Below are 21,575 nucleotides of genomic sequence, written 5' to 3'. Positions count from 1 at the left end.
CTGTTTATAAAGATTGTAAAATTGAGATATTACTTAATTTAGGCAGAGTTAAGGATTAAATGGTGAAAAATGTACTACCAGGAGCGGATATTACAAACAAATAACCCGGGTTCAAACCCCGATCGGCGCACTCTCTGTGTGCAAAGTTTCTCAGGATGATTGGAAAAAAATAAAGGATTTCATAGATGGTAAAAGAATAAGTGGTCCATATCGTGGGACTTGTTTCAAATTTGGGGAAATTTACGGTAAGACTTGTTATGCATTTTCATTTATAAGACCATAAGGAGTGAGATGAATGGATGAAGGATTAGGATTTGCATTAATACCGATATTTGTAATAGTGTTGCCGATTGTTATATCATCTTTTATTCTTTATTTCATCTTAAGAAATAAAAAGATGAGTATCATTGGATCGATTATTGGATTTATAGGGGCTTTTGTTATTGGATTTGCCATTCCTGTCCGGGATGGAGAAGGTATTATTCAGCTTCTTATGGGCATAGATATTATGCCACAGTCGTCTCTCGCTCCTTTAATAATGGTTACGTTGTTTGGTTTGCTAACGGCCTTCGGGGTTAATTGTTATTAAGATATTTCGGAGATGACCTATGATCGAAGTAAGTTTCAGCAATAAGGATGCTTCAGGCAATGTGTACAGGCGGGAGGAAGAAAGAGTAATCACGAAATCAAGGAACACAATTGTAACCACCGTCCTGATATTTCTATTATTGTCGGTTTTGCCTGGCGGATGTCTTAATTCTGAGACATCGATCAAAGCGATTGCAAAAACTTCCATGGATGAACATTCACCTTTATGGAGCCAGGATGGAAAATTTGTGTTTTACATACGAGAGAACGAAAAACAGGATTCACAGAAAGAGATATGGAAAGCGGATGCAGAAAGTAACAGCGCAACTTTTTTAACAGGTGTTTGCTGTGATGTTGTTTTTTCTTCTGACAGAATGGATATATTTTACATAGAAACCAATAACTCTTTGGAAAAAGAAGATAGATTCGTAGCCTATACGATGGGAGTAGATGGGAAAAACAAAAATAAAATAGCCCAACTCACTCTTGAGAAAAAATATGTTAGCGACGGAAGTACCCGGGGACTAATGTATGATATGCATTCATGGAATCCAGATAGGACAAAGCTATTCTTCACCAAAATGGAAGAAACTGGCTATACATGGGTATGGAATGAAAAAGATGGAAAATGGATAAGATACAAAGCCGGGACGAAAGCCTCTATACCCGTTGTGCAGGAAGATACCTGGAATGGACAAAAGCTGATCGCCAAAGAGCATGAAAGAACTGCATGGGTATGGGATTTGAAAGATAATGAATTGAGATTCGTTGGTCATTTGAGTTATGGCATCGTACAATACTCCGCTCACGGGGCAGTCGTATGGAGTCCCGATGGCAAGTATGTAGCCTTGCCTTCTGTTGAACTTTCGGAAGCAGGAGCGGCTCAGCAGATTTTTGTTATAAATACAGAAAACGGAGAGAGCAGGAGATTGACCTCATTTGTTGGGGCTGACGCATGGCCTAAATGGAGCGACGATAGTAAGAATATAATGTATTTGCGAATGCAACCTGAATACTGGTGGTCGCCTTATCTCGCTGACAATCAAAAGGGTTTTGATATCTGGATGGTGGATCTCGATGGAAGTAATGAAAAACAATTGACAAATCTTTCGAACAACTCGGAAGAGGGATGGTTGAGCCCCGATGGGTCAAAGGTTGTTTATAGCTCCTGGAAAAAGGCTTTTTTGGACGCAGACGAAACCCAGGAAATTGAGATCTGGATTATGAATGAAGACGGAAACGATAGAAAACTGCTTACAAAAGTTAACACCGGAGGTATAGATCAAATGGAGTGGAATCCAGATGGATCTAAGGTAGCTTTTGTGACATGGGAATTAGGGAAAGATGGGTTAGACCGTAACATATACGTGGTGGATGTGTCAAATGAAAAGTGGCATGAGATCTCTTCTCAACCTGATTCCACTGCGCCCGATATTTCAAAAATAAAAATAAATCCTGTTGAATATGATAAAACTAAACTTCTGGATTATTACCTGAATTATACGACCCTGGAAGAAAAAGATATTTGTGGGCGTCCCGGGGACCCGGCGAGAGCGGGAGATGCGGGAATTGTTATTCGAGGTACTCTCAAAAATGAATATGATAAAGATTACTATATTTTTCTAAGCGCAGAAGCCTATGATTCAAAGGGGAATCTGCTCGGGCGCAGCTTAGACTCCGGACCGATCTGTGGAATGGTCGCTCCATATGTAATCAGCAATAAAAGCGAAAAATTTGAACTTCATTTGAAATATTACGACACGATCTCTAAGATCAACCTATTTTCAGGAGGTGTAAGCGAGATTCCGCCACCTTAACAATAGAGGAATATGAAAAAATACAATAGCATAACAATCACGTTGATCGTTCTGGGCGTGCTCGTGAACACATGCACAAGCGCCCTTGCAGAATCGAGTGAACAGTTCCTTGAAGAAGAATGGAACCGGACTTATAAAGTCGGAGATATATACAATGTTCAGAGCATCCAGAAGACCTCTGACGGCGGGTACATTATTATTGGTACTTTGAGTAAAAATTCAAATAATGGAAGGTATCCTGAAGATTACTTCCTGGTAAAAACCGACTCAATGGGGAATGAGCAGTGGAACAGGATATTAAGAGAGAAGAACGAAGACAGGGGAGTTTATATCACCTATATCATGCAAACCTCTGACCTCGGATACCTCATCGCAGGGGGCACTAATAAATACGACACAGGCTCTTCCCAACTTTGGTTCATAAAGACAGATACGCAAGGGAACGAGCAATGGAAAAAGGAGTTCAAGGAGGATAGACCATCCAGGCAGTCTTTCGGAGGAAATAATATCACTGGTCGTATTAATGAGGCGCACAGGTCTGTGAAGGAGACGCCAGACGGCGGTTTCCTTGTTATGGGAAATACTGGTCCGTGCCAGGATTGTAAGGTTACAGAACACGCCGTGGATATATGGCTCATGAAGATCGATCCAGAAGGCAGCGAGGAATGGAATCTGACGCTTGGGAAAACAAACGAATCGGCTTTTTCGTTCCAGGTGACATCCGACGGAGGCTTTGTCCTTGCAGGAACATATAATTCTAATATCACCTGGCTTAAGAAATCGGATCAGTCTGGAAATGAATTGTGGAACAGGACATATCAGGAAACCGGAGGAAGAGCGGTCGTTGTCCAGCAGGCTTCTGATGGTGGATATGCAATTGCAGTTACAGACACTTCAGGATCACAAACAATGCTTATAAAGACCGATCCGGATGGACAGGAACAGTGGAATAAGACTTACAATTCATTTGATTTATTTCTTCAGACCCAGGATGGAGGCTTTTTTATCCATTCTGTCTCGCCTGATGAATCGCTTCTAAAGGTAGATTCAAACGGAAATGAGCAGTGGAAAAAAATTATGACAGAGATGTCTATAATGTCAATATCATATTTTGAACAGACAAATGAAGGTGGATACATATTTGCAGGAACAAAATATTATTATGATTCAATTTTGGGTTCATGCATTGTTAAGCTTGACTCTCGTGGAAACAAGCTATGGGAGAAGGTCTTAAGAGACGAACTTTCATGGTCCATTGATACTCAGGCAAAGAAGACGCAAGACGGATATGTTGTTGTGGGAATCAGCCCCGACCGCCGGAATTTAAAGCTGATGAAGTTCAAAAGCAGAGATAATCCATTTGCTGTGTTCACTTATGAGCCTGAATATCCGGGAGTGAACCAGACAGTAACGTTCGATGCATCGTTGAGCAATGACCTGAAAGGGAATATTACGAATTACAGATGGAATTTCGGGGATGGGAACACCAGTGATACAACAGGGAAAAAGGTCACTCATTCATACGCAAAGACCGGGGAAGTGTCAGTAAAATTGACTATAATGAATAACAGCGCAGGTGTGAACTCAACCAGGAAAAAAGTGTTTGTTCAGGAATTAATAGCACCTGTTGAAACAATGAATGTGACTTTTGGAAATTTTAGCGGTGCAAAATATGCGAAGGAGACTGCTGATGGGGGTTTTATCATTGCGGGGAGGAACGATTCCATCTATGATGGATGGCTTGTAAAGACCGATGCGGATGGAAAAGAAAAGTGGAACATGACATTCAAGGGAGTTGAATTAAAATCCGTCATCGAGACCTCAGATGGCGGTTTCATGGCTGCAGGGGAATACAACATGTCGGATATCCGGCTTATCAAAATAGATAAAACCGGAATGGAGGAGTGGAACAGGCTCTTTAATAGTAAAGGATTGGGATCAATTATGGGTTTCGGGATAATATCCGGAGAAAATGGCACCATCGCACAGACGAATGATGGCGGTTATGTCATAGCGGGAATCAATAAATGGGGATCTGGTGATAATCTGGATGCCTGGCTTTTGAAAACCGATCCTGATGGAAATTATAGCTGGAGCAGGATATTAAGAGGAAACAGGACAGGACAAAATATTTTGTCAAGTGTTCAGGAAACCCCTGACGGTTTTTACGTTACTGGAACATGGTGGAATCCATATGGTGGTCCCCATCCTGATGCAATTCTTATAAAAACCGATCAAAAAGGTAATGAAAAATGGGCATGGACACACATAAAATCTATAATGGATCATGCCGGTCCGGGTCTTCAAACTTCAGATGGAGGTTTCGTAATGATGGGTACTTCAAGCTACTTTAATCCGTCGAATTGGACTGATTATAAAGCTGATTACACAGATAAATATACAGGACCTGAGTGGAACACAGAAATATGGCTCATGAAAATCGATTCGCAGGGAAATGAACAGTGGAGAAAGGGCAACAGAGTAAAGAAACTGGCATATGAAGCATCTTTTTCTGCGGCTCAGGATGGCGGTTACATTTATTCAGTGATCGTGCAGGAACGTCCTGAGAATGACTATGAGACTGATATCTATGGTGAAATCTACAGTGTAAAATTCGTTAAATTGGATCCTGGTGGGAACATCGAGTGGCAGAAGAAAGATGAGGGATATTCTATCAAACCGACATATGACGGCGGGTATGTGACGGCAAGAGGGTTCCAGCTTGTTAAGTTCGGGGGAGTCAAGCATGAGCCATTGCAGTCTGAAATACTACCAGAAACACCAATCGCAACCCCAACTATCAGGGCAGTTTCAAATGAAACCAAAATTGTAACCCCTCTGGAAAAGTCAGCAGGATTTGAGGCAGTTCTAGTAATAACGACATTTTTATTGGCAATTATGGTCCGGCGAAATAGGAGAAAATAATATACGGGCAAAAAAGAAATTTAAGATAGAGAGATTAGAATGAACTCAAAAAAATCAGGATTTTCCACACGCGCCATCCATTCAGGAGAAAAACATGAAGATACCGGGTCAGTCACAACCCCGATCTACCAGACTGCACCTTTTAAATTTAAGAACGCTGCACATGCATCCGACTTGATGGGCGGGCGCGAAAAAGGATATATTTATTCACGCGGCCTGAATCCAACGACTGAAGTGCTTGAGAAGAAAATGGCAGATCTTGAGGATGGGGAGGCAGCGCTTGCGCAAACAACAGGTATGGCAGCGATTTGCGCCGCTGTTTTCACATCAGTCAAAGGTGGTGACCATGTGATTGCCGATGAAGTGATATATGGAAGCACATATGACCTGTTCGTTGGACTTAAAGATTATGGCGTTGATGTTACTTTTACCGATACATCAGATCTGCGAAATGTAAAAGAAGCTTTTCGCCCGAATACAAAACTTGTCTTTTTTGAATCTCCGGCAAATCCAACGATGAAACTCACGGATATCAAAGCCGTAAGCGATATTGCGCATGAAAAAGGTGCGAAAGTGATGGTTGATAATACATTCCTGACACCTTATCTCCAGAAGCCGCTTATACTTGGTGCAGATGTGGTTGTGCATAGCGCCACAAAATACCTGAACGGCCATGGGGATACTCTTGGCGGGATAATCGTAGGTTCTTCGGATTACATAAAATCAGCAAGGCACACGGCAAAGAACTTTGGCGGCTCCATCACCCCGTTCTCGTCATGGCTCATCATAAGGGGAATGAAGACCCTTCCTATCCGGATGGACAGGCATAACCAGAATGCAATGGCAGTTGCAAAATTCCTGCAGGGACATGATCTGATTAAAAGCGTAATTTATCCGGGACTTCCGGAGCATCCGCAGTATGAACTCGGAAGAAAACAGGCAAGTGGAGCTGGCGGCGTGATGGCATTTCTACTGGAAGACGCAAAAGATGTGCCTCTTTTTCTTGATTCCCTCAAGCTTTGCACGCTGGCGGTAAGCCTTGGTGAGACTGCAACGCTCATACAGCATCCTGCCACGATGACCCATGCAGTTGTTCCGCGGCAGGACAGGATAAGATATGGGATTTCGGATGAACTTATTCGTCTTTCAGTTGGCCTTGAGGATGTAAGGGATATTATCCATGATCTGGAACAGGCGCTTGAGGTTAATCAATAAGAAGCCCTGAGAATTTATTCCATAACAATTCTTTTTTAAGCTTATCATCTTTCAAGGAACGGGCGCGCCATCTGCAGACGGCGGAAAAATGGGGCTAAAGCCCGGTCAGGGAATGACCCTGCGCCGCCTGCGGGCGGATGGATGATCAGGGCTTGTTTTAAATAATAGTATGGGGTTCTATTGTTTTTTGGTTCTTCAGAAACTTTAGGAAAAAAACTTTTTACATCATAAAATCGTTATTTGAGCAGGAATATTACTATTTCACAGTGCGTGAGCTTGCGGGTTTATAACGTGGGGTCAAGGGGTAGAGAATACCACCGGACTTGTCCGGGGGATGAATCGTACCCCTTGCAATTGTAATGCCTAACCCAAAAAAGGATTTGTTCAGAATCAGATTTAGGGTTAGGCATAACGAATATATAGTGTCATAACCATATATAGATTGTTCAGAGTCAGCATGAAAAAAGCATATCAATTCAGAATATATCCAACTAAGAATCAGGAAGTTAAACTGGATAGAACACTTTCCACATGCAGACATCTTTACAACGATTCTATTGCAGAACGAAAGAGGCAAGCAGAACTTAACGAACTGGAAAGAACATTTGGGGTAACTCCCTGAGAAAAACAGGAATGGTTGAACTATTACGATCAGGCTAATGGTTTGTCAGATTCAAAAACAGATTACCAGGAAGAAGTATTCTCTCAGGTTCTCCAGAATGTCCTGAAAAGAGTGAATAGAAGTTTTAAGAATTACTTTAATGGTTTCGGCTATCCGAGATTTCAGGGAAGAAACAGATACAATTCATTCACATATCCACAATCAGGTTTTAAACTTGAAACTGAAAAACTTAATCTCTCAAAGATAGGAAATATCAAGATCATTCAACATAGAGAGATCGAAGGCAAAATCAAGACATGTACCATCAAGAAAGATATTGACAAGTGGTATGTTACCTTTTCATGTGATATTGATATTCCAATAATACCTGTTCAGATCAAGACCAAAACAGGAATTGATGTTGGATTGATTTCACTGATAACAATGAGCAATGGGTCACAGATTGAACCACCTAAATTCTTAAGACAATCTGAAAAAAGACTTGCAAGGGAACATATACACCTTTCAAAAAAGAAACTCCGGTCAAAGAATAGGAACAAGCAGAGAATCATTGTAGCTAAAGTACATCGAAGAATCAGAAATCAGAGAAAAGATTTTGCCCATAAAATAAGCAGAAAACTTGTTGAAGAATATGACCATATTGTATTTGAGGATTTACAGATCAAGAACATGGTGAAGAATCATCATCTTGCTAAATCCATCTCAGATGCAGGTTGGTCACAGTTGATCAATTTAACAAAATCCAAAGCAGAATACGCTGGGAAAATAGTTGAACGGGTTAATCCAGGAGGAACGTCACAAGTATGCATTTGCGGTCATCCAGTACCAAAAAAACTATCAATGCGGATACATCGATGTCCTAATTGTGGTTTGATAGCTGGTAGGGATCATGTATCGGCAAATGTAATAGAAAATAGGAGTACCGCAGGAACTGCGGGATTTCAAGCCTGTTTAAGCAATCTCAATAGAGAAGCAATGAAACAGAAAGCCACCCTACTTGTAGGGTGGTAGTTCACTAAAAGTCCCTGTTGAAAAAGCATATACTATTATTGCAAGGCTAAAGGAGAGAGGGTTTATTAAATCCGTAGAGAAAGGAAAGTATCTCTTGCTTGGTTTTGAACCAGAGCACGTTCTTTCAAATCCGTTTTTCATAGCGTCAAGGGTTGTTTATCCTTCATATGTGAGTTTCTGGAGCGCCCTGAATTTCTACGGCTTTACAGAACAGGTTCCGATCATGGTTTTTCTTGCATCTGCCAGGAAAAAGAAAGAGGTTGAGTTCAACAATTCCAGATTCAAATATATACTGATAAATCCGGAGAAGTTTTTCGGATACAGGAAAGAGAGAATAGGAGAACTTGATTTCCTGATCGCAGAAGAAGAAAAGGCAGTCATTGATAGTCTTTACCTCCCTCAGAATGCAGGCGGAATGGCTGAGGTGATAAAAGCGGTTTATAATGCAAAAGATAAAGTTGATCCTGAGAAACTATTTGAGTATGCATCAGCCATGAAGACCAGGAGCCTTTGCTCAAGATTAGGATACCTGCTTGAGAGATTCGGCGCTGATGCAGGGATATTATTGGAATGTTCGTCGAATGAGTATGTCAAGCTTGATCCGGCAAGAAAAAAGTGCAAGGTCTGGGATAAAAAGTGGCATGTTAATGTGAATATGAAAGAAGAAGAGATCCTTGGATGGAGGGAAACTTAGCATGCTGACGAGGAAACAAATCGAAAAGATCGCCTTGAAGAACAGGGTATCGCTATTTACCCAGGAGAGAGACTACGTACAGGCAGTGTTCCTTAGCCTTCTGTATTCGAGGACAATCGGTTTAATAGCGGCAAGTCTTGACCATATATTTGCTGAAAAGGTGTGGGCGCTGCTGGTTAGAGGAATGGCAAGAGATCTCTATGACCTGTGGTTCCTGCTGGAAAGAGGGGTAAAACCCGATATTGAATTAATAGACAGCAAGCTTGCTCTTTATGATAAGAGTTATTCCAGCAAGGAAATGAATGAGCGTATAGCGCAGCTTGAGAAAGGCTGGAGCAAAGACCTTTTACCGCTGCTTGGCGTGGTCATTCCATATGAGGTTGCGGCGAAGAGGGTGGTTGATGGGTTGATGTCTGTTTCATAGCATCAAGTGCGGGGAACTTTTCATATAATATAACAATTAAAAACCGCATGTTTATAAATATATACTTAGTTATATGTCAAATCATTAAAAAGGATGTCTTACATCCTTTGAGGGTCAATAAAAAAGGAGAAAATAGGTATAAATATGGCTGGCAATCATAACGAGATCGAAAAGCGCCTGTGGTCTGCCGCAGACGAGCTTCGGGCAAATTCTAAATTGAAATCTTCGGAATACTCAGTTCCGGTTCTTGGAATGATTTTCCTGCGCTACGCAGATCATAAATTTACGGTTGCACAGAAGGAACTGGAAGGAAAGAGCACAGGTCGTCGGGCCGTTGGCAAGACCGATTACCAGGCGCGAGGTGTCCTTTACCTGCCTGAAGCCTCAAGATTCTCAAAACTTCTCAACCTTCCGGAAGGCGCAGATATTGGAAAAGCCATCAATGAGGCGATGCGTGCCATTGAGATTGAGAACGAAGAACTAAAGGACATACTGCCGAAAAACTATAATCATCTCGATAACAGCACCCTCGTCGAATTATTAAAGACTTTCAACTCTGTGCCTATGGATATCGAAGGCGATGCATTCGGCAAGATATACGAATATTTCCTGGGCAAGTTCGCTATGAGCGAGGGACAGAAAGGGGGCGAGTTCTTTACACCCACTTCTATCGTCAAACTCATAGTCGAAGTAATCGAACCATACCATGGGCGCATCTTTGACCCTGCATGCGGCTCAGGTGGCATGTTCGTCCAGAGCGCGCGCTTTGTGGGAAACCACAAGAAGAATCCGAATGCTGAGATCAGTGTTTATGGGCAGGAAAAGACCGCTGAAACTGTGCGCCTGTGCAAGATGAACCTCGCAGTGCATGGTCTCTCAGGTGATATTCGCGAGGGCAACAGCTACTATGAAGATATCCATAAAAGTGTAGGTAAGTTCGATTTCGTGATGGCAAATCCCCCTTTTAACGTTGACAGGGTGGACAAGGAGCGGATTAAGGATGACCCCCGCTTTCCTTTCGGAATGCCAAAGCCAGATAATGCAAATTATCTCTGGATACAGGAATTCTACAGTGCCCTGAATGAGAACGGACGCAGCGGATTCGTGATGGCAAACTCTGCCAGCGATGCAAGGGGAAGCGAGCAGGATATCCGAAAGTCGCTTATCGAAAAATGCGCGGTGGATGTGATGGTCGCAATAGGCTCAAACTTCTTCTATACGGTCACGCTGCCGTGCACGCTCTGGTTCCTTGATCGCGGCAAGGTAAAAACCCCACGCAAGGACAAAGTACTCTTTCTTGATGCGAGGCACATCTTCCATCAGGTTGACCGTGCGCATCGCGATTTCATGCCAGATCAAATCGAATTCCTTGGCAATATTGTGAAGTTATACAGGGGCGAGCAAACCGAGACAACGAATGGCAGCGCGCCGATGATGAAAGAAAAGTTCCCTGACGGTAAGTATATAGATGTGCCTGGATTATGCAAAGTGGCTTCACTTTCCGAGATAGAGGCGCAGGGCTGGAGCCTGAATCCAGGACGTTATGTTGGAGTGGCAGAGCGAGAGGCTGATGATTTTGATTTCAAGGAGCGCCTGGAGGAATTGAATGAGGAGCTTGAGATTCTCAATGTTGAGGCGCGGGAACTGGAAGGACGAATATCTGAAAATGTATCCAAATTGTTAGAGGTGCAATGAGTGCTATAAGCTATCTAAGAAACATGCCGGTCTTTCAAATCATTTTCAGAAATCAGCAGACGCTGTCTGCCAAATTAAGTTCGTCCAATTATATTCACTATTTATGCCACCAATTGTGGCAGAAATTTAAGTGTGATGAAAAACTGCAGCAAATGGTTGCAGAATATCTCTTACATTGTAATTCTCGCACCAATGGTGCGAGAAATATGCAGTATCATTTGAGTCACATGAGGACAAACTTCACTCTCATTTGCACGAAGGCGGATGATACGGAATGAATCTGAATCCGAGGAAAAATAAAATATCCAAAACGATTCCCTCTGTTGATTCCACTTACAAGAGCATAAGACAAATATTAGAAAAAGCTCGAAGCGCAGTTTATCGAAGTATTAACTTCGCCATGGTTCTGGCATACTGGAATATAGGAAAGGTAATTGTGGATGAGGAACAGCATGGAAAAGAGAGGGCTGAATACGGGAAAGCGCTTATTAAGGAGTTGTCCTTAAGGCTTACTAAGGAATATGGAAAAGGTTTCGACGAGACAAATCTAAGAAATATAAGACAATTTTATCTAACGTTTCCAAATTGCGACGCACTGCGTCGCGAATTGACCTGGACTCATTACAGGCTGCTTCTCAGGATAGAGAAAGAAGATGCAAGAAATTTCTATATGCTTGAAACTGTTGAAGGCAATTGGAGCACGAGGGAACTTGAAAGACAGATTGGGAGTCTGCTATATGAAAGAATTGCATTGAGTAAAAATAAGGATAAAGTTAAAGAGTTATCCACAAGAGGTCATGTTGTCCAGAAACCAGAGGATATTATAAAAGACCCTTATGTTCTGGAATTCTTGAATTTGAGAGATTCCAGGGATTTCATGGAGAGTGACCTTGAGCAGGGATTGATCAATAAATTGCAGGAATTTTTGCTTGAACTGGGAAAAGGCTTTGCCTTTGTTGCAAGGCAGAAGAGAATTACCATCGACGGTGACCACTTTTATATTGATCTTGTATTTTATAATTATCTGCTTAGATGCTTCCTGCTTATTGATCTGAAAATCGGCAAACTTACGCATAAGGATATCGGGCAGATGGACTTTTATGTGCGCTATTTCGAGCAAGAAATGAAACAAGAAAGCGATAATCCTACTATCGGTCTGATCCTTTGTTCGCATAAAAACGAGGCGATGGTCAAATATACCTTGCTTGAGAACAGCAATCGGATTTTTGCTTCTAAATACAAACTCTATTTGCCATCTGAAGAAGAGTTGAAGGAAGAACTGGAGAGAGAAAAGCAGCTTTTGGAACTGGAATTGAAAGAAATAAAGAGAGATCGGAAGCTGCTGGGGGGAGCAGGTTGATGGTTATAGGAGATTACGGCGCAGCTCACCGCAAAGCCGGCAATGAACATGAAAAAAACAACGAACTGATACGAACTGAAACGAACTCCGATAGCATGAGTTTGTATGGAGTTCGTACGAGTTCGTTGTTAATTTTTTTTATACTAAGACGCAAAGAGCGCAAAGCACAGCCGCAGTTCAGAACACGGATGACGCGGATCTTCATGGATAATATCTTATCCGAAAAATCAATCAATAGTACATATCCGAATGAACCACAGAGCACACAGAGAGCACAGAGATTTTTTAAACCCATCTCTGTGTCCTCTGTGCACTCTGTGGTTTTAACTTTTAGGAAATTCGATCCGCGTTTATCCGCGTCAACCGTTGCGTCAGTTGACGTCGCCCACACGTATGGCTCTCGCCATGCGTGGAGATCCGCGTTCCATCACGTTTGCTCTTCTCTGAAAAGTCCGGCATCTGGCGCAAGCGTATCTGCGTTAATCGGCGTTCATCTGCGGTTTTTTATTGATGTGATTTTTCAGACAGGATTAACAGGATCGACAGGATACGTTTTTAATCCTGTTCATCCTGTTATCCTGTCAAATTTGAAGCGCCAGTTTCTTGCGCCCCATCTGAATGCGAAGCTGATGGAGGGGTAAAATGATGAATGATGCCCTGAGACTGGGTTGGAGTTATATAAAGCTTGACGAGTTAGGCTTCATTGGAAGAGGCAAATCAAAGCATCGTCCAAGAGATGATCCATCTTTATATGAAGGTAAATATCCTTTCATTCAAACAGGAGAAGTCAAAGCTGCAAATCTATACATCTCACAATATAGCCAGACATACAATGAAAAAGGCTTGTCCCAAAGTAAGCTCTGGAAACCAGAAACTCTATTAATAACTATAGCAGCTAACATCGCTGAAACTGCAATTCTTAAAATCGAAGCGTGCTTTCCAGATAGTATTGTTGGTTTCGTTGCTGACCCGAAAAAAGCGGATGTGCGCTTTGTAAAATATTGCATGGATACGATGAAACTAAGGATGCAAAATGTCTCAAAGGGTACAACACAAGATAACCTTAGTCTTGACAAATTATTAACTTTTAATTTTCTGATGCCGCCCCTTCCCACCCAACACAAAATCGCCGCCATCCTCAGCGCCTACGACGACCTCATCGAGAACAACACGCGGCGCATCAAAATCCTGGAAAAGATGGCGCATGCGCTCTACCGCGAGTGGTTCGTTAATTTCAGGTTTCCGGGGCATGAGAAGGTGAAAATGGTGGAGTCGGAGCTTGGGATGGTGCCGGAGGGGTGGGAAGTGAAAAAGCTCTCTGCTTTTGTTGAAACACAATATGGTTACACAGAATCTGCAAGCGAAATTGAAATTGGCCCCAAGTTCATTAGAGGAATGGATATCAATAAAACCTCGTATATTCAATGGGATACGGTACCATTTTGCCCCATCAACGCAGACGATTATTCTAAATACAAAATCAAAGTTGGAGATATCTTGGTAATCCGCATGGCAGATCCAGGGAAAGTTGGCATTATTGAAAAGAACATTGATGCTGTCTTTGCATCCTACCTCATTCGATTAAAGATCACATCGAACTGTATATCACCTTACTACCTTTTTTATTTTTTACAATCGGATCGCTATCAAGGTTACGTGACTGGAGCAAGTACAGGAACGACACGGAAAAGTGCAAGCGCTGGGGTTATTACAGATATTAATATGTTTATTCCACCTGATGATATTCGCATTCAATTTGAAGATTCTGTCTCAACAATTAGAAGAATGCTAAATAATCTTTTAGATAGAAATACCAACCTCCGCCGCACCCGCGACCTGCTGCTGCCGAAGCTCATATCTGGCGAGGTGGACGTGTCCAACCTCGAAATCAAAACGGAGGTCTAACATGAACAACCTGAAACGCTTAGGCGACAAAATCAGTATACCAATTCCGCTTGATGAGAATGGCTACATAGGCCGTGAATGCCCTCAATCCGATTGCGAAGGCTACTTCAAGATTATCTCAGGTACAGGTCTAAAAGGCGATCCACTATTCCATTGCCCTTATTGTGGCTATAAAGCAAATCAGAAACAGTTCTGGACTAAGGAGCAGATAGAATACGCCAAATCTTTCGCTATCAATCAAATAACTGGTGCGCTGCTTAAAGATCTAAAATCAATGGAGTTCGAGCATCGGTCTCAAGGTAGCTTTGGGATTGGAATCAGCTTGAAAGTTACTGGCAAACCTCACGCGATTCGTTACTACAGAGAAAAAAAACTTGAAACAGAAATCGTATGTGACCGCTGCACTCTTCGCTATGCAATATACGGAGTGTTCGCTTTTTGTCCTGATTGTGGCACTCACAACTCACTACAGATATTGGAAAAAAACCTTGAACTGGCTGAAAAGGAAATCGTATTGTCTACAACTGTTCAAGCAGAGCTTTCAGCTTGCCTAATTGCTGATGCATTAGAAAATATGGTATCAGCATTCGACGGATTTGGACGTGAGATACTTCGTGTCTATGCCTCATTAGCCACTGCTCCAGATAAGGCTGAGAACCTCTCATTTCAGAATCTAATTCGAGCACAGAAACGCATCCAAGAAATCTTCGACTTTGATTTTGCTTTTGGATTGACCGATTCAGAGTGGGAGCTTGCCTGTCGATGTTTTCAGAAGCGTCATCTTTTGGCCCATAAAATGGGAGTAGTGGATGAAGCATATCTAAAATTGACGAATGATCCATATGCTGTCATTGGTAGAAAAATTCACATCGATAGTGGAGAGGTCGTTACTTTAGCAAGCTCTTTAAAGAAACTTGGTGCATATCTCACCCAGCAGTTAGAGATAAAAAAGAAAGGTACGCCAAGCATAATGAAAAGTGATCACATATGAACACTGGCGACTACTCCACGGATACCTTTGTCAAGCCCATATTCTTTCGCGAACTGGGAAATATTGATATATGGCTACTGAATAACATATTAGGAGGAACATGAATAAACCCCATCCTCTCTGGTGCCCTCGCTATACCCTCACCCCGCAATCGCCCATGCGCTCATGGGCATCGAAGCCGCGCGTCGTGGTCGAGGCTCAATAAATTTCCGCTACGATCTTATTCCCTTCAAGCCAGAGGTCAACGTTCTCTTTCTTCCCCAGCGCCCGATCGATCTCCTCAGGTATCCCTATCACGCGCCTGCCTCCGCTTACTGTGACCTTCCGCTTGAAGACGATCGCTGGCTTACGGAATTTATTGGCGATCTCCAGGGCTTTCCTGCTTGATTTTGCATCCACATACTGTTCGCCGCATTCAGGGCAGCGTGTGCCGGTAAGTCCAGTGATCACGATTTCACGGCCCTGAACTGTTGAAGTTATAACGAGATCTTTCGCTTCTTCGGTCTGTGATGCGCATACAGCGCATTTAATATCAATTTTATTCATATCCCTTTAATGTATTCCTGATAAAACCAAGAACCTCTTTAAATGCATCAATGTTTTCAGTATTCAAGCCGCTGCTCTTGACATTGCCCTCTTTACCATCGTGGAAATGGTGCGGAAAAGTCTCGATCTCAGGATGATCGGGAGCATTATCCCATCGATGAACCAATCCCCTCACTGCTCTTTGCTCCCAGTGGAATGAATAATCGTCCTCGTCGCTGAGCCAGACATCAAGGAAACTCCCCTCTTTCAGATATATTCTCAGCTTATTTGGCTGTGCAGATTTGCCGCCAATAAGTGCTGTATCTTTGACAATATCTGAAAAATCGGTTCTCGCGATATCTTCAAGCGCTTTATACGTTAAAAGCATCTATCGTACCCTGCCGAGGCGAACTTTCAAATCATTGATATATTTTTCTTTATTCTTCCAGACAATGTAATCTTCCCAGGCTGGATGGCTTGGCATCTTTTTTGACTTGATTGCCTCATACAGATCCTCTTTCAGGGCAACATTATACCTGTCAATCAGATCAGCTATATCTGCCTCTGCAAGCCTGATTTCCTTTTCTATAAAGGATACCAGACCTCTATGGATAAGCTCATTCTCAGGTAAGCCTATCATATGACTTAGATCTGCTGTAATTCCCGAAACAGAATCTTCACTGTGCATAAATATACATTAAGATTTATGATAAGTTAAAACTTATTGTTAAATCGCTATTAAGGATAACAGGGCTGGCAGTAGATAAGGAAAAAACAAATAAAGTTGTATATAGCGCGCTTAAATATGCAGTGAGAAAGCATCATGAAAGCGCGGTTAATATATACACATCTTTAAATAATAATTTAACATAAAGAATAGCAAATGAACGATTACTCCGAAGATTCGCTTGTCGAGCAGCCAGCAATCGAACTATTCCGCAAGCTTGGCTGGGAAACCGCTAACTGTTTCTACGAGAAGGTCGGCTCAAACGGCACTCTTGGACGTGACGCCACAAGTGAAGTGGTACTTGTGCCAAGACTGCGCTCTGCGCTTGTGCATCTGAATCCCGACCTGCCATCAGAGGCTATAGAGCTTGCCATCGAAGAACTGAAACGCGACCGCAGCGTCATGAGCCCTTCAAATGCTAACCGTGAGGTTTACCATTTGCTCAAGAACGGCGTGAAAGTAACGTTTCGGGGCAAAGAAAACGAAGAAACAGTTGAGAACATCCAGGTAATCGACTGGAATGAGCCGTCTAATAACGACTTCTTCCTTGCATCGCAGTTCTGGGTAACAGGTGAGATGTACAAGCGCCGCGCTGACCTTGTCGGATTTGTCAACGGTCTGCCGCTTATCTTTATCGAGCTTAAGGCATCCCACAAACGAATGGAACATGCATACAGGGATAACCTGCGAGACTACAAGAATGCAATACCGCAGATATTCTGGTATAACGGCTTAATTATCCTTTCAAATGGCAGCCAGAGCAAAATAGGCAGCATGACAGCAGAGTGGGAGCACTTCGCTGAATGGAAAAAGATCAATAGCGAAGGCGAGGAGGGTATTGTTTCACTGGATACAATGATCCGGGGAACATGCGATCCGGTGCACCTTCTTGATATTGTCGAGAATTTCACGCTGTTCAGTGAAGCCAGCGGCGGGATTGTTAAGCTGGTTGCGAAGAACCACCAGTACCTTGGTGTGAATAATGCTACTGAGGCATTGAAGCAGATCGAAAATAACAGCGGGCGCCTCGGTGTCTTCTGGCACACCCAGGGCAGCGGGAAAAGTTTCTCCATGGTCTTCTTTTCGCAGAAAGTGCTTCGTAAAATTCCTGGTAATTTCACGTTCCTTATCGTGACCGATAGGCTGGATCTTGATAATCAGATATACAAGAATTTTGCAGGCACAGGTGCTGTGACTGAGGAAGAGGTGCAGGCAGAGAACGGAGATCACTTAAAGGAGCTACTGCGTGAAGACCACCGCTACATATTCACGCTTATCCAGAAATTCCATACAAAGAAAGGCGAAACCTATCCTATGCTTTCAGATCGGAAAGATATTATTGTCATCACAGATGAGGCGCACAGAAGCCAGTATGATACACTTGCACTGAACATGCGGAATGCTCTTCCCAAGGCTGCATTCATCGCTTTTACAGGCACTCCTCTTATTTTTGGTGAAGAAAAGACAAAAGAGGTTTTCGGGGACTATGTCAGCATCTACAACTTCAAGCAATCCGTAGATGACGGCGCCACAGTTGCGCTTTATTATGAAAATCGTATTCCAGAGCTTCAACTCACCAATAAGGAATTAAATGAAGACCTGCAGCAAGTTATCGATGAGGCTGAACTTGATCCAGACCAGGAGAATAAACTTGAACGTGAGTTTGCGCGTGAATACCACCTGATAACAAGGGATGATAGGCTGGACAAGATAGCCAGAGACATTGTAGCTCATTTCATGGGACGCGGGCAATTCGGGAAAGCAATGGTCATTTCTATTGACAAAGCAACTGCTGTTCGGATGTATGATAAAGTGCAAAAATACTGGAAATTGTACCTGAAAGATTTACAGGCCAAACTTGTAAAATGTGCAGACTCCCAGAAAAAGGAACTTGAGGAAAAAATCAAATTCATGGAAGAGACCGACATGGCGGTCGTGGTATCCCAGTCACAAAATGAGATCGAAGACTTTAAGAAAAAGGGTCTGGATATCGCTGTCCATCGCAAGAGAATAGTAAAAGAAGACCTTGACAAGAAGTTCAAGGATTCGGATGATCCGTTTCGCATTGTATTTGTGTGCGCTATGTGGATGACTGGGTTTGATGTACCATCCTGTTCCACCATCTACCTTGACAAACCCATGCGTAACCATACACTCATGCAAACCATAGCACGGGCAAACCGTGTTTTCGGGGAAAAATCAAATGGACTCGTAGTGGATTACGTTGGAGTATTCAGGAACCTGCAAAAAGCACTCGCAATCTACGGCTCAGGCGGCGGGATAAATGAAGGGGAAACTCCAGTAAAGGACAAGAGTGTGCTCGTTGAACAACTGAAAAATGCTATTTTGGAAACCACAGCATTTTGTACAGAACGAGGCATTGACATCCCAAGGATACAAACAGTCTATGGTTTTGATCGCATAAAGTTGATAGATGATGCTATTGATGCGATATTAACAAGCGATGAATCAAAAACGAAGTACCTTTCAATGGCAGCTACTGTGGTCAGAATATACCGGTCTATCCTCCCCGACGCGGCAGCCAACGAGTTCTACCCGATGCAGGCTCTCTTTGGAAAATTAGCAGAGAAGATACGCGGAATGGCAATAGAGGCTGATATTTCAGGAGTTATGAAAGCAGTGGATGAGCTTCTGGATGATTCCATCTCGACTGAAGGATATGTTATCAGGCAGCCGCTTGAACCCTCTGATACTGATCATCTGGTGGATTTAAGCAGGATAGACTTTGAAGCGTTGAAGGCGCGTTTTGAGAAAAGCCGAAAGCACATCGAGACTGAGAAATTAAGGAGTGCGATAAATCTAAAGCTTGTACAGATGGTTCGATTAAATAAAAGCCGGACGAATTACCTTGAAAAGTTCCAGAAGATGATAGATGAATACAACTCAAGTTCTTATAACGTGGAAACCTTCTTTGCAAGCCTCGTGGAATTTGCACAAGAACTTAATGCAGAAGAGAAACGGGGGATCGCAGAAAAATTGACAGAGGAAGAATTGGCAATATTTGACCTATTGGTAAAGCCTGAGATGACACTTAAAAAGAAAGAAGAGCAAGAAGTTAAGAAGGTGGCACAGGAGCTTCTTGTAATCCTTAAAAAAGAAAAACTTGTTCTTGATTGGCGAAAGCGCCAGCAATCAAGGGCTGCTGTTAGGCTGTCTATTGATGAGATCCTGGACAAGTTGCCGCGAAGCTATATACCTGATTTATATCGGCATAAGTGCGATCTGGTGTATCAGCACGTATATGATTCTTATTTTGGGCAGGGATTAAGTATTTATGCGCATCCTGGATGAATATAAATAATGAATACATCGGTGGTACCCATTTCATTAAACTCCCTCCCCAGCCAAAAACCCCGCCAGCTCACCTTAATCTAACACACCCAGCCCCCCAGATCCATGCAACAACCTTCCATATTCCTCTGCGCTAGGATCATTCAGACAAATGCAGTAATAGAAAATTATTAATATCTGTGTAATCATACTCTCACTTAACAAGAGTATGATTACAATAAAAATAAGATTAGGATCAAACGAGTTAAGGCTGCTATTCACTTTAGAAGAGGAAGGAATATCAGTCTTCTCAATAAAAGATGCAAAGAGAATTCTCAAGACATCCACCCCCTCAGTCTGGAATGTGGTTTACCGTTTAAAGAAAAAGGGAAGGATCGAAGAGATAGAAAAGGGAAAATACCTCCTTATTCCTGCACGAGCAGGATATGATGGATCCTGGTCTGAGATTCCCTATCTGATCGTTCCATATATCATAGACGTTTATTATATCGGTTTCTGGACAGCTCTTAACTATTGGGGCATGACCGAACAGGTTCCCAATGTTGTTTTCATTGCAACAACACAGAGGAAAAAAGATTTAGATTATGGTGATACACGATTCGAATTCATCACTTTGTCGAAAAAGAGATTTTTTGGATTTGTAGAAGAAAAGGCCGCAAGGAGCACATTCAATATATCTTCAAGAGAGAAAACTATCGTTGATTGCATGTTATATCCAAAATACTGCGGCGGTCTGGATGAAGCTATAAAAGGGATATGGAATGCCAGAAATGAACTGGATTTTGTAAAGCTGCTTGAGTACTCAAAACAGATGGGGGTGAGCGTGGTTACCAGAAGGATAGGTTATGCACTGGAATTACTGGGGCTGGCAGAGGAAATAAGTTCCCAGATCGCTTCTTGCAGATCAAAAGGATATATGTGGCTTGATCCTCTAGGACCAAAAAAAGTTATACAATACTCAAAAAAATACGGACTCATTATCAATCGCAAAAAGGATGAATTGATGGGTTGGATGGAGTATTAAAAATGGATGAAAATGATTTAAGAAGGCGAGCCAGGAAGACAGGTTTCAACGTGGCTACCCTGGAAAAAGATTACGCTCTGACATGGCTGCTGAGCGGCATTTACCAGGAAGACTCAAAGCTAAGGGAGATCCTGATCTTTAAAGGAGGGACAGCGATACGAAAAATTTACTTTCCCGAATGGCGCCTTTCCGAAGATATGGACTTCACTATCATGCAGGAAGTTGATCCTTCAGAGTTGAAACAGGGTTTTGAGCAGGTTTTCTCATCTGTTAATAAGAAAAGCAGCATCAATTATTCGTTCACTTCTTTTAATGTAGGAGAGTTTGCTATTTTTGCTGATGTCCAGTTCCTTGGTCCGATCGGATTCAAGAATAAGATCGCGCATGACATCTCCCTGAAAGAAAAATGATTGAAAAGCCCATGCGGATAAAAGTGAAGCCTGAATATGAGGACATCCCAGATTTTGAAGTACTTGTTTATTCGCCAAATGATTATGAAAGAAAAAGAGTTCAACCCGGATAAGATCAGGGAACTTTTTATCCTGAAATTTGCAAGACTTACAAAAAACCTTCCTGATTTCGAGTCAGTAGTGAATGATTTGAGGTTGATGCTGGATTTCATCAAAGTAAAATAGCTGCCAGAGTATTAATATGATTTTAATTAAAGAATTATTTATTTTAATTATAGGGAGTGTAATCTTTTTTGCTGATGCTTCTATTATGTAATAGAAATATTATAG

20 protein-coding genes are annotated in these 21,575 nt (G+C 42.3%); 17 read left to right on the top strand and 3 right to left on the bottom strand.

The genetic code is table 11. The features are described 5' to 3' along the window. The first annotated feature begins 295 nt into the window (after positions 1-295). The 13 genes from CL181_RS00125 (at position 296) to CL181_RS00060 (ending at position 15,247) form a co-directional block, all read left to right on the top strand. Positions 296-589, top strand: a complete 294-nt coding sequence (locus tag CL181_RS00125) for a hypothetical protein (protein WP_097297220.1) — start codon at positions 296-298, stop codon at positions 587-589. Between the two features lie 19 nt (positions 590-608). Beyond that, positions 609-2,405: a TolB family protein gene (locus CL181_RS00120; protein WP_097297219.1), complete on the top strand. Its 1,797-nt coding sequence runs from the start codon at positions 609-611 to the stop codon at positions 2,403-2,405. A gap of 12 nt (positions 2,406-2,417) precedes the next feature. Beyond that, positions 2,418-5,330 carry a PKD domain-containing protein gene (locus CL181_RS00115; RefSeq protein ID WP_097297218.1) on the top strand — a complete coding sequence of 971 codons (2,913 nt, stop codon included), beginning with the start codon at positions 2,418-2,420 and terminating at the stop codon, positions 5,328-5,330. 39 nt (positions 5,331-5,369) lie between these two features. Beyond that, positions 5,370-6,545, top strand: a complete 1,176-nt coding sequence (locus tag CL181_RS00110) for a PLP-dependent aspartate aminotransferase family protein (RefSeq protein ID WP_097297217.1) — start codon at positions 5,370-5,372, stop codon at positions 6,543-6,545. Between the two features lie 457 nt (positions 6,546-7,002). Next, the gene (locus CL181_RS00105) at positions 7,003-7,167 is read left to right on the top strand and encodes a helix-turn-helix domain-containing protein (protein ID WP_097297216.1); all 165 of its coding nucleotides are present in this window, start codon (positions 7,003-7,005) and stop codon (positions 7,165-7,167) included. 15 nt (positions 7,168-7,182) lie between these two features. Further along, a complete protein-coding gene (locus CL181_RS00100; RefSeq protein WP_097297215.1) occupies positions 7,183-8,178 on the top strand; it encodes an RNA-guided endonuclease TnpB family protein in 996 nt (331 codons plus the stop codon). 94 nt (positions 8,179-8,272) lie between these two features. Then, positions 8,273-8,872: a type IV toxin-antitoxin system AbiEi family antitoxin gene (locus CL181_RS00095; RefSeq protein ID WP_097297214.1), complete on the top strand. Its 600-nt coding sequence runs from the start codon at positions 8,273-8,275 to the stop codon at positions 8,870-8,872. Between the two features lies 1 nt (position 8,873). Continuing rightward, complete coding sequence (locus CL181_RS00090) at positions 8,874-9,296, top strand: nucleotidyl transferase AbiEii/AbiGii toxin family protein (RefSeq protein WP_097297213.1); 423 nt, start codon at positions 8,874-8,876, stop codon at positions 9,294-9,296. A gap of 144 nt (positions 9,297-9,440) precedes the next feature. Continuing rightward, positions 9,441-10,991: a class I SAM-dependent DNA methyltransferase gene (locus tag CL181_RS00085; RefSeq protein ID WP_097297212.1), complete on the top strand. Its 1,551-nt coding sequence runs from the start codon at positions 9,441-9,443 to the stop codon at positions 10,989-10,991. Between the two features lie 274 nt (positions 10,992-11,265). Next, complete coding sequence (locus CL181_RS00075; RefSeq protein WP_097297210.1) at positions 11,266-12,351, top strand: YhcG family protein; 1,086 nt, start codon at positions 11,266-11,268, stop codon at positions 12,349-12,351. After that, on the top strand, positions 12,351-12,992 hold the full coding sequence (locus CL181_RS00070) for a hypothetical protein (RefSeq protein WP_097297209.1): 642 nt from the start codon (positions 12,351-12,353) through the stop codon (positions 12,990-12,992). The genes CL181_RS00075 and CL181_RS00070 overlap by 1 nt, the downstream gene beginning before the upstream one ends. Before the next feature lies 1 nt (position 12,993). Then, positions 12,994-14,256 (top strand): restriction endonuclease subunit S, encoded by a 1,263-nt coding sequence (locus CL181_RS00065; RefSeq protein ID WP_176504970.1) that lies wholly within the window; start codon positions 12,994-12,996, stop codon positions 14,254-14,256. A gap of 1 nt (position 14,257) precedes the next feature. After that, positions 14,258-15,247 carry a hypothetical protein gene (locus CL181_RS00060; RefSeq protein ID WP_097297208.1) on the top strand — a complete coding sequence of 330 codons (990 nt, stop codon included), beginning with the start codon at positions 14,258-14,260 and terminating at the stop codon, positions 15,245-15,247. A gap of 198 nt (positions 15,248-15,445) precedes the next feature. Here the strand turns inward: CL181_RS00060 and CL181_RS00055 are convergent, their stop codons facing one another. From CL181_RS00055 to CL181_RS00045, 3 genes are read right to left on the bottom strand one after another with little or no spacing between them, the layout of a single operon-like run. Beyond that, positions 15,446-15,793, bottom strand: coding sequence for a YgiT-type zinc finger protein (locus CL181_RS00055; RefSeq protein WP_097297207.1), 348 nt, complete (start codon positions 15,791-15,793; stop codon positions 15,446-15,448). Continuing rightward, a complete protein-coding gene (locus CL181_RS00050; protein ID WP_097297206.1) occupies positions 15,786-16,160 on the bottom strand; it encodes a DUF6516 family protein in 375 nt (124 codons plus the stop codon). The genes CL181_RS00055 and CL181_RS00050 overlap by 8 nt, the downstream gene beginning before the upstream one ends. Further along, complete coding sequence (locus CL181_RS00045) at positions 16,161-16,460, bottom strand: hypothetical protein (protein ID WP_141398736.1); 300 nt, start codon at positions 16,458-16,460, stop codon at positions 16,161-16,163. Between the two features lie 195 nt (positions 16,461-16,655). Here CL181_RS00045 and CL181_RS00040 point away from each other — a divergent pair, with 195 nt between their 5' ends. The 4 genes from CL181_RS00040 to CL181_RS19935 all read left to right on the top strand — a co-directional run bounded on the left by CL181_RS00040 (position 16,656) and on the right by CL181_RS19935 (position 21,470). Next, a complete protein-coding gene (locus CL181_RS00040; RefSeq protein WP_097297204.1) occupies positions 16,656-19,811 on the top strand; it encodes a type I restriction endonuclease subunit R in 3,156 nt (1,051 codons plus the stop codon). Positions 19,812-20,019: 208 nt separating this feature from the next. Then, the gene (locus tag CL181_RS00035) at positions 20,020-20,835 is read left to right on the top strand and encodes a type IV toxin-antitoxin system AbiEi family antitoxin (RefSeq protein ID WP_097297203.1); all 816 of its coding nucleotides are present in this window, start codon (positions 20,020-20,022) and stop codon (positions 20,833-20,835) included. Between the two features lie 2 nt (positions 20,836-20,837). Further along, a complete protein-coding gene (locus tag CL181_RS00030; protein ID WP_097297202.1) occupies positions 20,838-21,245 on the top strand; it encodes a nucleotidyl transferase AbiEii/AbiGii toxin family protein in 408 nt (135 codons plus the stop codon). 84 nt (positions 21,246-21,329) lie between these two features. Next, a complete protein-coding gene (locus tag CL181_RS19935) occupies positions 21,330-21,470 on the top strand; it encodes a hypothetical protein (protein ID WP_176504969.1) in 141 nt (46 codons plus the stop codon). The last annotated feature ends 105 nt before the right edge of the window (positions 21,471-21,575 follow it).

Source organism: Candidatus Methanoperedens sp. BLZ2, assembly GCF_002487355.1.
In the GTDB taxonomy this organism is placed as follows: domain Archaea; phylum Halobacteriota; class Methanosarcinia; order Methanosarcinales; family Methanoperedenaceae; genus Methanoperedens.
Note: the sequence above shows the minus strand (reverse complement) of the source record. Positions and strands in the feature narration are given on the sequence as shown.